This is a genomic window from Pseudomonas sp. AM14(2022) (assembly GCF_036346455.1).
Taxonomy (GTDB): Bacteria; Pseudomonadota; Gammaproteobacteria; order Pseudomonadales; family Pseudomonadaceae; genus Aquipseudomonas; species Aquipseudomonas putida_A.
In genome coordinates this window covers 81,790-96,308 of sequence record NZ_JAOTNY010000013.1, presented here as the reverse complement: position 1 = coordinate 96,308, position 14,519 = coordinate 81,790, and the positions used below count along the sequence as shown (strand labels likewise).

Annotated in this window: 16 protein-coding genes; 1 reads left to right on the top strand and 15 read right to left on the bottom strand. The window is 60.1% G+C overall.

Going from position 1 to position 14,519, the window contains the following annotated elements; translation table 11 throughout:
- Window positions 1-7: 7 nt before the first annotated feature.
- The 9 genes from fdx to trmJ all read right to left on the bottom strand — a co-directional run bounded on the left by fdx (window position 8) and on the right by trmJ (window position 7,164).
- Complete coding sequence (gene fdx / locus V3W27_RS22760) at window positions 8-349, bottom strand: ISC system 2Fe-2S type ferredoxin (protein WP_007964424.1); 342 nt, start codon at window positions 347-349, stop codon at window positions 8-10.
- Window positions 349-2,214, bottom strand: coding sequence for a Fe-S protein assembly chaperone HscA (gene hscA, locus V3W27_RS22755; RefSeq protein WP_330207609.1), 1,866 nt, complete (start codon window positions 2,212-2,214; stop codon window positions 349-351). Before hscA ends, fdx begins: the two co-directional genes overlap by 1 nt.
- A 51-nt stretch (window positions 2,215-2,265) precedes the next feature.
- Window positions 2,266-2,787: a co-chaperone HscB gene (gene hscB / locus V3W27_RS22750; protein WP_330207608.1), complete on the bottom strand. Its 522-nt coding sequence runs from the start codon at window positions 2,785-2,787 to the stop codon at window positions 2,266-2,268.
- 8 nt (window positions 2,788-2,795) lie between these two features.
- The gene (gene iscA / locus V3W27_RS22745; protein ID WP_003227904.1) at window positions 2,796-3,119 is read right to left on the bottom strand and encodes an iron-sulfur cluster assembly protein IscA; all 324 of its coding nucleotides are present in this window, start codon (window positions 3,117-3,119) and stop codon (window positions 2,796-2,798) included.
- A 28-nt stretch (window positions 3,120-3,147) separates the two neighbouring features.
- Window positions 3,148-3,534 (bottom strand): Fe-S cluster assembly scaffold IscU, encoded by a 387-nt coding sequence (gene iscU, locus V3W27_RS22740; protein ID WP_003227907.1) that lies wholly within the window; start codon window positions 3,532-3,534, stop codon window positions 3,148-3,150.
- Between the two features lie 83 nt (window positions 3,535-3,617).
- Complete coding sequence (locus V3W27_RS22735; RefSeq protein WP_007964423.1) at window positions 3,618-4,832, bottom strand: IscS subfamily cysteine desulfurase; 1,215 nt, start codon at window positions 4,830-4,832, stop codon at window positions 3,618-3,620.
- A 50-nt stretch (window positions 4,833-4,882) separates the two neighbouring features.
- A complete protein-coding gene (gene iscR, locus V3W27_RS22730; protein ID WP_007956690.1) occupies window positions 4,883-5,374 on the bottom strand; it encodes a Fe-S cluster assembly transcriptional regulator IscR in 492 nt (163 codons plus the stop codon).
- A 239-nt stretch (window positions 5,375-5,613) separates the two neighbouring features.
- Window positions 5,614-6,390 (bottom strand): serine O-acetyltransferase, encoded by a 777-nt coding sequence (cysE, locus tag V3W27_RS22725; RefSeq protein WP_330207607.1) that lies wholly within the window; start codon window positions 6,388-6,390, stop codon window positions 5,614-5,616.
- 3 nt (window positions 6,391-6,393) lie between these two features.
- Window positions 6,394-7,164, bottom strand: a complete 771-nt coding sequence (gene trmJ / locus V3W27_RS22720; RefSeq protein ID WP_330207606.1) for a tRNA (cytosine(32)/uridine(32)-2'-O)-methyltransferase TrmJ — start codon at window positions 7,162-7,164, stop codon at window positions 6,394-6,396.
- 145 nt (window positions 7,165-7,309) lie between these two features.
- Here trmJ and suhB point away from each other — a divergent pair, with 145 nt between their 5' ends.
- Window positions 7,310-8,128, top strand: a complete 819-nt coding sequence (gene suhB, locus V3W27_RS22715) for a type III secretion system regulator SuhB (protein ID WP_003227916.1) — start codon at window positions 7,310-7,312, stop codon at window positions 8,126-8,128.
- Window positions 8,129-8,374: 246 nt separating this feature from the next.
- Here the strand turns inward: suhB and V3W27_RS22710 are convergent, their stop codons facing one another.
- The 6 genes from V3W27_RS22710 to queA all read right to left on the bottom strand — a co-directional run bounded on the left by V3W27_RS22710 (window position 8,375) and on the right by queA (window position 14,478).
- Window positions 8,375-8,923: a glycine zipper 2TM domain-containing protein gene (locus V3W27_RS22710; protein WP_041071808.1), complete on the bottom strand. Its 549-nt coding sequence runs from the start codon at window positions 8,921-8,923 to the stop codon at window positions 8,375-8,377.
- A gap of 121 nt (window positions 8,924-9,044) precedes the next feature.
- Window positions 9,045-9,959: a protein translocase subunit SecF gene (gene secF / locus V3W27_RS22705; protein ID WP_096795519.1), complete on the bottom strand. Its 915-nt coding sequence runs from the start codon at window positions 9,957-9,959 to the stop codon at window positions 9,045-9,047.
- Window positions 9,960-9,968: 9 nt separating this feature from the next.
- Entirely contained in the window at window positions 9,969-11,837 is a 1,869-nt protein-coding gene (gene secD, locus V3W27_RS22700) for a protein translocase subunit SecD (protein ID WP_103367340.1), read from the bottom strand.
- Between the two features lie 64 nt (window positions 11,838-11,901).
- A complete protein-coding gene (yajC, locus tag V3W27_RS22695) occupies window positions 11,902-12,240 on the bottom strand; it encodes a preprotein translocase subunit YajC (RefSeq protein WP_003227923.1) in 339 nt (112 codons plus the stop codon).
- A gap of 43 nt (window positions 12,241-12,283) precedes the next feature.
- A complete protein-coding gene (tgt, locus tag V3W27_RS22690) occupies window positions 12,284-13,399 on the bottom strand; it encodes a tRNA guanosine(34) transglycosylase Tgt (protein WP_161794909.1) in 1,116 nt (371 codons plus the stop codon).
- 14 nt (window positions 13,400-13,413) lie between these two features.
- On the bottom strand, window positions 13,414-14,478 hold the full coding sequence (gene queA / locus V3W27_RS22685) for a tRNA preQ1(34) S-adenosylmethionine ribosyltransferase-isomerase QueA (RefSeq protein WP_007964414.1): 1,065 nt from the start codon (window positions 14,476-14,478) through the stop codon (window positions 13,414-13,416).
- Window positions 14,479-14,519: the final 41 nt, after the last annotated feature.

Below are 14,519 nucleotides of genomic sequence, written 5' to 3'. Positions count from 1 at the left end.
TTACCAGTCAGTGCGGCGCTTCGGCCGCATGGTTAAGCGAATATTTCGGAATCTCGACGGTGATGTCTTCTTCACCAACGATAGCCTGACAGGCCAGGCGCGATTGCGCTTCCAGACCCCAGGCGCGATCGAGGAAGTCTTCTTCCAGTTCGTCGGCCTCTTCCAGCGAGTCGAAACCCTCGCGGATGATGCAGTGGCAAGTGGTGCAGGCGCAGACGCCGCCACAGGCACTTTCCATCTCGATGTGGTGCTCGTGAGCCAGCTCGAGAATCGAAGTGCCAGGCTCAGCCTCGACGACCATCCCTTCAGGGCAGAACTTCTCGTGGGGCAGAAAAATGACCTGCGGCATCAGATATCCTCGATTTCATTCAGATTGCGCCCCGACAGAGCGGCTTTCACCGTCAGATCCATGCGGCGGGCAGCAAAAGCATCGGTCACTTGCGACAGACGCTTGGTCTGTTGCTCGATGGCGTAACCATCGGTGCCTTTCATCAGTTCGGCCAGTTCCTGCATCTGCAACTCGATGACCATGCGCTCTTCGGCGTCGAGCAAGCGCTCGCCATCAGCCTCCAGAGCGCCCTGCACCGCCTCGATCAGACGCTGGGCATCGACTTGCTGCTCGCGCAGGACGCGGGCGACCTTGTCGTCGTTGGCGTGCTGGAACGAATCCTTGAGCATCTTGGCGATTTCACCGTCGGTCAGACCGTAGGACGGCTTGACCTGAATGCTCGCCTCAACGCCCGAACCCAGTTCACGGGCAGACACGCTGAGCAGACCGTCGGCATCGACCTGGAAGGTCACGCGAATCTTCGCCGCACCGGCCACCATCGCCGGAATGCCGCGCAGTTCGAAGCGTGCCAGGGAGCGGCAGTCGCTGATCAGCTCGCGCTCACCCTGCAGCACATGGATCGCCATGGCCGACTGGCCGTCTTTATAAGTAGTGAAGTCCTGCGCACGGGCGACCGGGATGGTGGTGTTGCGCGGAATCACCTTCTCCATCAGCCCGCCCATGGTTTCCAGCCCAAGGGACAGTGGAATCACGTCGAGCAGCAGCAGTTCGCCGCCATCGCGCTTGTTGCCAGCCAGCGTATCCGCCTGGATCGCGGCCCCGATGGCCACCACTTGATCCGGGTCGATTTCGGTCAATGGCTGACGACCGAAGGCTTCGGCGACGGCTTCACGAACGCGCGGCACACGAGTCGAACCACCGACCATGACCACGGCATGCACGTCTTCCAGCTCAATACCGGAATCACGCACAGCGCGGCGGCAGGCTTTCAGGCTGCGAGCAACCATCGGCTCGATCAGCGCATCGAAGGCTTCGCGGGTCAGCTGCGCTTTCCGGTCACCGTAGGCGACTTCAACGCTGGCCGCATCGGTCAGGGCTTCTTTGGCCGCACAGGCGGTTTGCAGCAGATTGCGTTGTGCGCCCGGGTCGAGGTCGGCGGACAGGCCGGCGCTCTCAATGATCCAGCCGGCAATCGCATGATCGAAGTCATCGCCGCCCAGCGCGCTGTCGCCGCCAGTGGCCAGCACTTCGAAAACACCGCCAGTCAAACGCAGAATCGAAATATCGAACGTACCGCCGCCCAAGTCGTAGATTGCGACCAGGCCTTCGGCGTGTTGATCCAGACCATACGCCACGGCAGCAGCGGTCGGCTCGTTGAGCAGACGCAGCACATTCAGACCGGCGAGTTTCGCCGCATCCTTGGTGGCTTGGCGCTGCGCATCGTCGAAATACGCCGGAACGGTGATCACCGCACCGACCAGTTCGCCACCCAGGGTCGCTTCAGCACGCTGACGCAGGACCTTGAGGATATCGGCGGAGACTTCGACCGGGCTTTTCGGACCTTGTACGGTGTCGATGAACGGCATGTGCGATTCGCCGCCGACAAAGCGGTATGGCAGTTGCTCGCCCAATTGCTTGACGTCGGACAAACCACGCCCCATCAGGCGCTTGACCGACAGCACAGTATTCAAGGGATCGGAGGACGCGGCCAGTTTGGCCGATTCGCCAACCTCGACGCGGTCGGCGTGATAACGCACGGCGGACGGCAGGATGACCTGCCCGTCAGCGTCGGCCAGTGGCTCGGAAAGACCACTGCGCAACGCAGCGACCAGCGAATTGGTAGTGCCCAAGTCGATTCCCACAGCCAGACGACGCTGGTGCGGTTGAGGACTTTGGCCGGGTTCGGCGATCTGCAGTAGGGCCATCGTGATCAGGACTTATCTGTATATCAGGCGTGCGACCGGAGCGGCACTGGGTTAATCGTCGAGGCGCTCTTCTAACTGGCGCACTTCGTAGGTGAGCTTGTCGAGGAACTGCATGCGCCGCATCAGGCGTTCGGCCTGTTCGCGTTGCGCTGCATCATCCCAACAGGCTGCGAAGCTTTCGTTCAACTGTTCCTGAGCCACCTTCAGGCGCCGCTTGAATACCGCGACACCGTCGAGGTCGGCGCTGTCCTGAAGGTCTTCGAGTTCTTCGCGCCATTGCATCTGCTGCAGAAGAAACTCGGGATCATGGACCGTGACTTCCATCGGCACTTCATGCCCGCCGATGGTCAGCAGGTAGCGTGCACGCTGGGCAGGACTCTTGAGCGTCTGATACGCGTCGTTAAGCCGCGCAGACTGCTCGAGCGCTGAGCGCTGCTCGCGCTCGGAAGCGTCGGCAAAACGGTCAGGATGAACACCGCGCGCCAACTCACGGTAGCGCGTGGCCAACTGCTCGAGATCCAGGCGAAAGCTCGGTTGCAGCTCGAATAAAGCGAAATGACAAGGAATACCCACGACAAGCCTCAGATGTTGAAGCTTTCGCCGCAGCCACATTCACCGCGTACGTTGGGGTTGTTGAACTTGAAGCCTTCGTTCAACCCTTCCTTGACGAAATCGAGCTCGGTGCCGTCCAGGTAAGCCAGGCTTTTCGGGTCGATGATCACTTTCTCGCCGTGACTTTCGAACACCTGATCCTCGGCAACCACCTCGTCGACAAACTCCAGCACGTAGGCAAGGCCGGAACAGCCCGTGGTGCGAACACCCAGACGAATCCCTTCACCTTTGCCGCGCCCGTCGAGGGAGCGTCGCACGTGTCGAGCAGCCGCTTCTGTCATGCTGATAGCCATCGTTGACTCCTTACTCGTCGCGCAATGCTTAGATCAAGCCTTTCTTCTGCTTGTAGTCGCGAACAGCCGCTTTGATAGCGTCTTCAGCGAGTACCGAGCAGTGGATTTTCACTGGCGGCAGAGCCAGTTCTTCGGCCAGCTGAGTGTTCTTGATGGTCTCGGCTTCGTCCAGCGTCTTGCCCTTCATCCACTCGGTGGCCAGGGAGCTGGAAGCGATTGCCGAACCGCAGCCATAGGTCTTGAACTTGGCGTCTTCGATAACGCCTTGATCGTTGACCTTGATCTGCAGACGCATCACGTCGCCGCACGCCGGAGCGCCGACCATGCCGGTGCCGACATCCGGGTCTTCCGCGTTCATCTTGCCGACGTTGCGCGGGTTTTCGTAGTGGTCGATGACCTTTTCGCTGTAAGCCATGGTGCTTAATCCTCACTCATCAGAGAGTCGCTCTTTAAGCCCTGCAACCTGGGGTCGCAGGGCCGGTTCGCGGCGACTTGAAATCAGTGTGCCGCCCACTCGATTTTCGAAATGTCGACACCGTCTTTGTACATGTCCCACAGCGGCGACAGAGCGCGCAGCTTGGTAACGGCCTCGCAGACTTTCTGCGCGGCGTAGTCGATTTCTTCTTCGGTGGTGAAACGGCCGAAGGTGAAACGGATCGAGCTGTGTGCCAGTTCGTCGTTGCGGCCGAGGGCGCGCAGAACGTACGAAGGTTCCAGGGACGCCGAGGTGCAGGCCGAACCGGACGATACCGCCAGATCCTTGAGCGCCATGATCAGCGACTCGCCTTCAACGTAGTTGAAGCTCAGGTTCAGGTTGTGCGGAACGCGGGCGGTCAGGCTGCCGTTGACGTACAGCTCTTCCAGATGCTCGACCTGCTTGTAGAAGCGGTCGCTCAGGGCTTTGATGCGCACGTTTTCGGCAGCCATGTCTTCCTTGGCTACACGGAACGCTTCGCCCATGCCGACGATCTGGTGGGTCGCCAGCGTGCCGGAACGCATGCCACGTTCGTGACCGCCACCGTGCATGGTCGCTTCGATGCGCACACGCGGCTTGCGGCTGACGTACAGCGCGCCGATGCCTTTAGGGCCGTAGGTTTTGTGGGCGGAGAACGACATCATGTCGACTTTCAGCTTCTGCAGGTCAATGTCGACCTTGCCAGTGGACTGAGCCGCGTCAACATGCAGCAGAACGCCCTTGGAGCGGGTCAGTTCGCCGATGGCAGCGATGTCGTTGATGGTGCCGATTTCGTTGTTCACGTGCATCACCGACACCAGAATGGTGTCTTCGCGCAGTGCCGCTTCGATCATCGCCGGGGTGATCAGACCGTCTTCGGTCGGCTCTAGGTAGGTGACCTCGAAGCCTTCACGCTCCAGTTGGCGCATGGTGTCGAGAACGGCCTTGTGTTCGATCTTGCTGGTGATCAGGTGCTTGCCTTTGGAGCCATAGAAATGCGCCGCACCCTTGATCGCCAGGTTGTCGGATTCGGTGGCGCCGGACGTCCAGACGATTTCACGCGGGTCGGCGTTGACCAGGTCGGCCACCTGACGACGGGCGTTTTCGACGGACTCTTCAGCTTTCCAGCCGAACACGTGGGAACGGGACGCCGGGTTACCGAAGTTTCCGTCGACCAGCAGGCATTCACTCATCTTTTGCGCAACGCGCGGATCGACCGGGGTGGTCGCAGAGTAATCAAGGTAAATCGGCAATTTCATGGACTATCTCCTAAATCAGGCTGGCTGGCGTGCCGCTAGCTCTTTGGCTGTCATTCGACGGCGGACGCTTCAATCTTGTCCAGGCGCGGCGCCTTGCCATTGCAACGACGCTGATCCTGACGCTGGGCCACTTCCTGCACCTCACGGCGAGTTACGAGGTCGGCCAAGCTGATACCGCTGAGAAATTCGTGAATCTGCAGGCTCAGGTCGCACCACAGGTGATGAGTCAGGCAGGTGTCGCCGGAATGGCAGTCGCCCTGGCCCTGGCACTTTGTAGCATCGACCGATTCGTTGACCGCATCGATCACCTGAGCCACCTGGATGCCCTGCATGTCGCGCGACAGCTGGTAACCACCGCCTGGACCGCGAACACTGGAAACCAGGTTACTGCGGCGCAGCTTGGCGAAAAGCTGTTCGAGATAGGACAGGGAGATGCCTTGGCGCTCGGAGATATCGGCCAGGGACACCGGCCCGTGCTGCGCGTGCAACGCCAGGTCAAGCATGGCGGTCACGGCGTATCGGCCTTTTGTAGTCAGTCGCATGGACAATTACCACGGAGTTCGGAATGGGCGGGAGTATGCAATTCCCGAGCATTTAAGTCAACTATAAGACCTAGTGCTTTAGTCGGGTTTACCCGCAAAAGAGCGCGCGCATCATAGCAAAGGCTGGCGGCGTACAGCCAGCGCAACCGCGAGATCGTTCTTCGCGAGCAGGCTCGCTCCCACATTGGAAAGCATTCACCAGTGGGAGCGAGCCTGCTCGCGAAACGCAGCGCCGCGGTTTAGCTGGCCTGGCTCTGATCCTTGCCCTTCACGCAGGCAAAGTCTTCTTCGCGCAGCTCAGGCAGATCTTTCGCACAGTAACTACTGCCCAGATCCTTCAGCGCGCCGCACATCCCCTCCAGTCGTCCGTCCACCGCTTGCAGGTGATCGAGCAACTGACCGATGGCGCGAGCCACCGGGTCCGGCATGTCTTCGCTGACGCCATAGGCATCGAAACCGATCTTCTCGGCCATGGCCTTGCGCTTGGCGTCCTGCTCTTCATCGGTTTTGACGATGATCCGCCCCGGAATCCCCACCACTGTGGCACCCGGTGGCACCTCTTTGGTCACGACGGCGTTGGAACCGACTTTCGCGCCAGCCCCTACCGTGAATGGCCCGAGCACTTTGGCGCCGGCACCCACAACAACGCCGTCACCCAATGTCGGGTGGCGCTTGCCTTTGTTCCAGCTGGTGCCCCCCAGGGTCACGCCCTGATAAATGGTCACGTCATCGCCAATCTCGGCGGTTTCACCAATGACGATGCCCATGCCGTGGTCGATGAAGAAGCGCCGACCAACTTTGGCACCCGGATGAATTTCGATCCCGGTCAACCAACGACCGAAGTTCGACACCAGCCGCGCCAGCCATTTCAGCTCGTTGCGCCACAGCATCCCGGCCAGGCGATGAATCCAGATTGCATGCATGCCGGGGTAGCAGGTCAGGACTTCAAAAGCGTTACGCGCCGCCGGGTCTCGATGGAATACGCTCTGGATATCTTCACGCAAACGCTCAAACATCATTCAGTCCTTCCGCTTAAGAAGCTCACCACGGGCCGCTTTTTGGGTTTCCGTGAGGATGCCACGCAAAATATTCATTTCCGCCCGGCTGACCGAGCTGCGTCCGTACAATCGGCGCAGGCGCGCCATCAAGTGCCGCGGCTTTTCCGGATCGAGGAATTCGATGGCAACCAGCGTCTGCTCCAGATGCTCGTAAAAGCGCTCCAGCTCATCCATGGTCGCGAGCTCGGCGCTTTTCACCGAGGCCACTTCTTCTTTCTCGATCTTGGTCGGCTGCCCTTGAGCGGCCAGCCAGGCCATGCGCACTTCGTAGCTCAACACCTGCACCGCCGCCCCGAGGTTCAACGAGCTGAACTCAGGATCGGAGGGGATGTGCACGTGAAAGTGACATCGCTGCAGCTCCTCGTTGGTCAGGCCGGAGTCTTCACGACCGAACACCAACGCGATTTGTGCGCCCTGCCCCGCTTCCTCGACCACTTTGCTCCCGCATTCGCGGGGATCGAGCAGCGGCCAGGGAATGCGCCGGTCACGGGCGCTGGTGCCGAGCACCAGATTGCAGCCGACCAGGGCGTCTTCCAGAGTGGCGACGACTTGCGCGCTTTCAAGGATGTCACCGGCACCGGAAGCACGGGCATCGGCTTCATGATGCGGAAACAGGCGCGGTTCGACCAGCACCAGCCGCGACAGACCCATGTTTTTCATGGCGCGCGCGGCCCCGCCGATGTTGCCGGGGTGGCTGGTATTGACCAGGACGACACGAATGTTCTGCAGCAAGGGAGGCGCTCTCGGACACAGGAAAGGGGTGCAAATCTTACAGAACAGCCTACCGTTAAGCTATGAAAGCGAACAGCGACCTTCACCTGAAGAAAAGTTCTGATAGAATGCGCGGCTTTCTTTAACAACCTTAGGTGACACATCCATGCAGCCCATGCTGAATATCGCGCTGCGCGCCGCCCGCAGCGCCAGTGAACTGATCTTCCGCTCCATCGAGCGCCTGGATACCATCAAGGTCGACGAAAAAGACGCCAAGGATTATGTATCCGAGGTCGATCGCGCCGCCGAACAGAAAATCATCGATGCTCTGCGCAAGGCTTACCCGAATCACTCGATCCAGGGCGAAGAGACCGGCATGCACGTCGGTAACGGCATCGAAGGCGAAGAGTACCTGTGGATCATCGATCCACTGGACGGCACCACCAACTTCCTGCGTGGCATTCCTCACTTTGCTGTCAGCATTGCCTGCAAATACCGTGGTCGCCTGGAGCACGCAGTGGTTCTGGATCCGGTTCGCCAGGAAGAATTCACCGCCAGCCGTGGTCGCGGCGCTCAACTGAACGGTCGTCGTCTGCGCGTCAGCGGTCGCACCAGCCTCGACGGCGCTCTGCTGGGTACTGGCTTCCCGTTCCGTGACGACCAGATGGACAACCTCGACAACTACCTGGGCATGTTCCGCGCCCTGGTTGGCCAGACTGCCGGCATCCGCCGCGCCGGCTCCGCCAGCCTGGACCTGGCCTACGTGGCTGCCGGTCGTTTCGACGCGTTCTGGGAATCGGGTCTGTCCGAGTGGGACATGGCGGCTGGCGCCCTGCTGATCCAGGAAGCAGGCGGCTTGGTGAGCGACTTCACCGGCGGTCACGATTTCCTTGAAAAAGGCCACATCGTTGCCGGCAATACCAAATGCTTCAAGGCAGTACTGACGGCGATCCAGCCGCACCTGCCGGCTTCGCTGAAGCGCTAAGCTTCCTGCGAAAAGCAAAAAGCACCCTTTGGGGTGCTTTTTTTATGCCTGCGATTTCAGCCTCCACTCGAATCCACTGTGGGAGCGGGCTTGCTCGCGAAGGCGGCGCGTCAGCCAACATTAATTCTGGATGGTAGACCGCATTCGCGAGCAAGCCCGCTCCCACAGGGTCTTTGTGGTGAGGCTTGAATCGCAGGCACAAAAAAAGCACCCCGCAGGGTGCTTCTTTTTTAAACAGTCGGACTGTTATTGACCCGGCTGATTTTGCGACAGAATCAACTTGCCTTCCTTGTCGACCGGAATCTGGTTGCCCGGATCGCGATCCATCCGCACTTTGCCTTCCTTGCCATCGAGCGAGTAACGCACGTCGTAACCGACGACCTTGTCACTGATGTCATTCACGGTGTTACAGCGAGTCTGAGTAGTGGTGTAGGTGTCACGGTTCTGCATGCCTTCCTGCACCTTGTTACCGGCATAACCGCCACCGACCGCGCCAGCGACCGTGGCAATCTTCTTGCCGGTACCGCCGCCGATCTGGTTACCCAGCAAACCACCCGCTACCGCACCAATCGCGGTACCGAGGATCTGGTGTTGATCCTTGACCGGCGCCTGGCGGGTTACAGCAACATCCTTGCACACTTCACGTGGAGTCTTGATCTGTGTTTTGACCGGCTCAACGGCCAGCACTTGCGCATACTCAGGGCCGCTTTTAACCAGGCTGTAGGTGGCAACAGCACCCCCGGCAGTCACACCGACAGCACCCAATACCGCACCAACCAGCAACGACTTGTTCACATGAACCTCCTGACCATCACATGCGGGACGCGCCCGCGCTTCTCCCAGCCTTGGAGCATAAAAAAAGGCGCGAGTTCAACTCGCGCCTTTTTCGGGCTGACAGCCGGAGAAACGATGGCCGTTATGGACGGTCGTCGACTTCCTTCTCGGTGTTGGCCGGAGGAATCAGATCCTCAGTGCTCAGGTTCAGCCAGATCAGTACCACGTTCGCGATGTAGATCGACGAGTAGGTACCCGCCAGAACGCCGATGAACAGGGCAATGGAGAAGCCGAACAGGTTGTCGCCACCGAAGAACAGCAGCGCAGCGATCGCCAGCAAGGTGGAGATCGACGTTGCCATGGTCCGCAGCAGGGTCTGAGTGGTCGAGATGTTGATGTTCTCGATCAGCGAAGCCTTGCGTAGCACACGGAAGTTCTCACGAACCCGGTCGAACACGACGATGGTGTCGTTCAGCGAGTAACCGATGATCGCCAGTACTGCCGCCAGCACCGTCAGGTCGAAGGTGATCTGGAAGAACGACAGGATACCGACAGTCACGATCACGTCGTGAATCAGCGAAACGATGGCGCCGACCGCGAATTTCCACTGAAAGCGGAAAGCCAGGTAGATCAGGATGCCGCCGAGCGCCAGCAGCATGCCGAGGCCGCCCTGGTCGCGCAGTTCTTCACCGACCTGCGGGCCGACGAACTCGACACGCTTGACCGTCGCCGGGTTGTCGCCGCCGACTTTCTGCAGCGCGTCTGCTACCTGATGGCCCAGCTGCGGATCTTCACCCGGCATGCGCACCAGCAGGTCGGTGGTCGCACCGAAGTTCTGCACGATGGCTTCGTGGTAACCGGAAGTCGCCAGTTGCTCGCGCACTTTGGTGACGTCAGCCGGACGCTCGTAGGTCAGCTCGATGAGCGTACCGCCGGTGAAGTCCAGACCCCAGTTCATGCCCTTGTGGAAAACGCTGAACAAGGCCAGAACAGTGAGAAACACGGTGACGCCGAACGCAAAGTTGCGAACGCCCATGAAGTTGATTGTACGTAACATGGCAGCCCCTTAAATCCACAACTTCTTGAAGTCACGTCCGCCGAAGATCAGGTTGACCATTGCGCGGGTCACCATGATGGCCGTGAACATCGAGGTAAAGATCCCGAGGGACATGGTCACTGCGAAGCCCTTCACCGGGCCGGTGCCCATGGCGAAGAGGATGCCGCCGACCAGCAGAGTGGTCAGGTTGGCGTCGAGAATCGCGGTGAATGCCCGGCCGAAGCCTTCGTTGATTGCACGCTGCACGGTCATGCCGGCGGCGATCTCTTCACGGATCCGCGAGAAGATCAGCACGTTGGCGTCGACCGCCATACCCATGGTCAGGACGATACCGGCGATACCCGGCAGGGTCAGCGTTGCACCCAGCAGCGACATCAGCGCCAGCAGCAGCACCATGTTCACCGCCAGTGCGACCGTGGCGATCACGCCGAAGAAGCGGTAGATGGCGATAATGAACAGCGAGACGAACAGCATGCCCCACAGCGATGCATCGATACCTTTGGTGATGTTGTCAGCACCCAGGCTCGGACCGATTGTGCGCTCTTCAGCGAAGTACATCGGAGCGGCCAGACCACCGGCACGCAGCAGCAGTGCCAGCTCGGACGATTCGCCCTGGCCGTTCAGGCCGGTGATACGGAACTGCGCACCCAGCGGCGACTGAATGGTCGCCAGACTGATGATCTTCTTCTCTTCCTTGAAGGTCTGAACCGGCACGTCTTTCTCGACGCCGTCGACAACCTGCTTGGTGTAAGTGGTCACCGGACGTTGTTCGATGAAGATCACCGCCATGCTGCGACCGACGTTCGAACGGGTCGCGCGGCTCATCAGCTCGCCACCGTGACCGTCCAGACGGATGTTCACTTCTGGTGTGCCGTGCTCGCCGAAACCAGCCTTGGCGTCGGTTACCTGGTCACCGGTGATGATCAGGCCACGCTCGATCTGCGCAGGAGGACGCTTGCCTTCACGGAACTCGAAGGTTTCGGAAGTGGCTTTCGAAGCACCCGGCTCTGCAGCCAGACGGAACTCAAGGTTGGCCGTCTTGCCGAGAATACGCTTGGCTTCGGCAGTGTCCTGCACGCCCGGCAGCTCAACCACGATGCGGTTGGCGCCCTGACGCTGAACGATCGGTTCGGCAACACCCAGCTCGTTGACGCGGTTACGTACCGTGGTCAAGTTCTGCTTGATGGAGTATTCACGGATTTCCGCCAGCTTGGCCGGGGTCATCGCCAGACGCAGCACCGGTTGACCGTTGAGATCGGCCGGAACAATGTCGAAATCGTTGAAGTTCTTGCGGATCAGCGCACGGGCCTGTTCGCGGGAGTCAGCATCGCTGAAGCCCAACTGAATGGCGCCGCCCAGTTGTGGCAGGCTGCGATAGCGCAGCTTCTCTTTGCGCAGCAGGCTCTTGACGTCGCCTTCGTAGACTTTCAGGCGGGCGTCGAGGGCTTTGTCCATGTCCACTTCCAGCAGGAAGTGCACACCACCGGACAAGTCCAGACCCAGCTTCATCGGGTGCGCGCCCAGGTTGCGCAGCCATTGCGGGGTGGTTTGTGCCAGGTTCAGTGCGACGACGTAGTCATCACCCAATGCCTTGCGCACAACGTCTTTGGCCGGCAGCTGGTCTTCAGCCTTGGCCAGACGGATCAGACCGCCCTTGCCGTTGGCGGCCAGCGAAGCTGCCTTGACGTTGATCCCGGACTCACGCAGCGCGGTGCTGACGCGATCCAGATCGGCCTGATTGACCTGCAGTGCCGTGCTGGCGCCGCTGATCTGAATGGCCGGGTCATCGGGGTATAGATTGGGAGCGGAATAAATCAGACCGACCGCCAGCACCGCCAGGATCAGAATGTATTTCCACAGAGGATATTTGTTCAGCATCACGCCGCCCGTTATGAACGCGGGGCGCCTTGCGCGCCCCGTCGATTGAGTAGAAGTTGGAACCTTAGATCGCTTTCAGCGTGCCTTTTGGCAGCGTGGCGGCGATGGCGCCCTTCTGGAACTTCATTTCCACGGTGTCGGAAACTTCCAGAACCACGAAGTCATCGGCCACTTTGGTGATCTTGCCGGCGATGCCGCCGGTGGTGACCACTTCGTCACCCTTCGCAAGGCTGCTCAGCAGGTTCTTCTGCTCTTTGGCGCGCTTGGCCTGTGGACGCCAGATCATCAGGTAGAAGATGACCAGGAAACCGACCAGGAAAATCCACTCGAAGCCGCCGCCCATTGGGCCTGCAGCAGCCGGTGCAGCTGCGTCAGCCATGGCGTTAGAGATAAAAAAGCTCATTTAGCACTCCAGTTGCAAATGTTGAATCTTGGGGTCAGAAAACTCAGTCCAAAGGCGGAACGGGGAGCCCGCGTTTGGCGTAGAAGGCATCGACAAAGGCGGCCAATGTACCCTGTTGAATAGCCTCGCGCAAACCAGCCATCAGCACCTGATAATGGCGCAAGTTATGGATGGTATTGAGCATGCTGCCGAGCATTTCGCCGCACTTGTCCAGGTGATGCAGATAAGCGCGGGAGAAGTTCTGGCAGGTATAGCAATCGCAGGTCGGATCCAGCGGCGAATCATCATGGCGATGGAACGCGTTACGGATCTTCAGCACGCCTGTATCAATGAACAGATGCCCATTGCGGGCATTACGGGTTGGCATCACGCAATCGAACATGTCCACACCGCGGCGCACACCCTCAACCAGATCTTCCGGTTTGCCAACGCCCATAAGGTAACGAGGTTTGTCAGCCGGCATCATGCCCGGCAGATAATCCAGCACCTTGATCATCTCGTGCTTCGGCTCGCCCACCGACAGACCGCCAATGGCCAGGCCATCGAAGCCGATCTTGTCGAGGCCTTCCAGCGAGCGCATGCGCAGATCCTGGTGCATGCCGCCCTGAACGATACCGAACAGCGCCGCGGTGTTGTCGCCATGCGCGTTTTTCGAGCGCTGGGCCCAACGCAGCGACAGCTCCATGGATACGCGGGCGACGTCTTCGTCAGCCGGGTACGGCGTGCATTCGTCGAAGATCATCACGATGTCGGAACCCAGATCGCGTTGCACCTGCATCGATTCTTCCGGGCCCATGAACACTTTCGAGCCGTCGACCGGGGAGGCGAAGGTCACGCCCTCCTCCTTGATCTTGCGCATCGCGCCCAGGCTGAACACCTGGAAACCGCCGGAGTCGGTGAGGATCGGGCCTTTCCACTGCATGAAGTCGTGCAGGTCGCCGTGCTCCTTGATCACCTCGGTGCCCGGACGCAGCCACAGGTGGAAGGTGTTGCCCAGAATGATTTCCGCGCCAGTGGCGACGATGTCACGCGGCAACATGCCCTTGACCGTGCCATAGGTGCCCACCGGCATGAACGCCGGGGTCTCGACGGTGCCACGCGGGAAGGTCAGCCGACCACGACGAGCCTTGCCATCGGTGGCAAGCAGTTCAAAGGACATGCGACATTCGCGACTCATTCTGTTTCCTCTGGGCCTGTGTGTTCAGGGGCAGTCGGGGCTGGATTACGGGTGATGAACATCGCATCACCGTAGCTGAAAAAGCGGTAGCCGTTGTCGACGGCGGCCTTATAGGCGGCCATGGTTTCGGGATAACCGGCGAACGCCGAAACCAGCATCAACAGCGTGGATTCCGGCAAATGGAAGTTGGTGACCAGGGCGTCGACCACATGGAACGGCCGGCCCGGGTAGATAAAGATGTCGGTGTCGCCACTGAACGGCTTGAGCACGCCATCGCGCGCGGCACTTTCCAGCGAACGCACGCTGGTGGTACCCACGGCAATCACCCGCCCGCCACGCTCACGGCACGCGGCAACGGCGTCGACCACATCCTGGCCGACTTCCAGCCACTCGCTGTGCATGTGATGATCTTCGATCTTGTCGACGCGCACCGGCTGGAACGTCCCCGCACCGACGTGCAGCGTGACGAACGCGGTCTCGACGCCCTTGGCGGCAATCGCCTCCATCAGCGGCTGATCGAAATGCAGCCCCGCCGTCGGCGCCGCCACCGCCCCCAGGCGCTGGGCGTACACGGTCTGATAGCGCTCGCGATCCGAACCTTCGTCCGGGCGGTCTATATAAGGAGGCAACGGCATGTGCCCGACGCGATCGAGCAGCGGCAGCACCTCTTCAGCGAAGCCCAGCTCGAACAGCGCATCGTGACGCGCAAGCATCTCGGCTTCGCCTCCGCCGTCGATGAGGATCTTCGAACCCGGCTTCGGCGACTTGCTGGAGCGCACATGGGCCAGCACGCGGTGCGAATCGAGCACGCGTTCGATGAGAATTTCCAGCTTGCCGCCCGAAGCTTTCTGCCCAAACAGCCGCGCCGGAATCACCCGGGTATTGTTGAATACCATCAAATCGCCCGGGCGCAAATGCTCAAGCAAATCAGTGAATTGACGGTGTGCAAGGGCGCCGCTCGGCCCATCAAGGGTCAGCAGGCGACTACCGCGACGCTCGGCCAGAGGGTGGCGGGCGATCAGCGAATCAGGAAGCTCGAAGGTAAAGTCAGCAACGCGCATGATGGGGTTCGTCTAGCAGGGCCGGAAAGTCTAGCGGAATT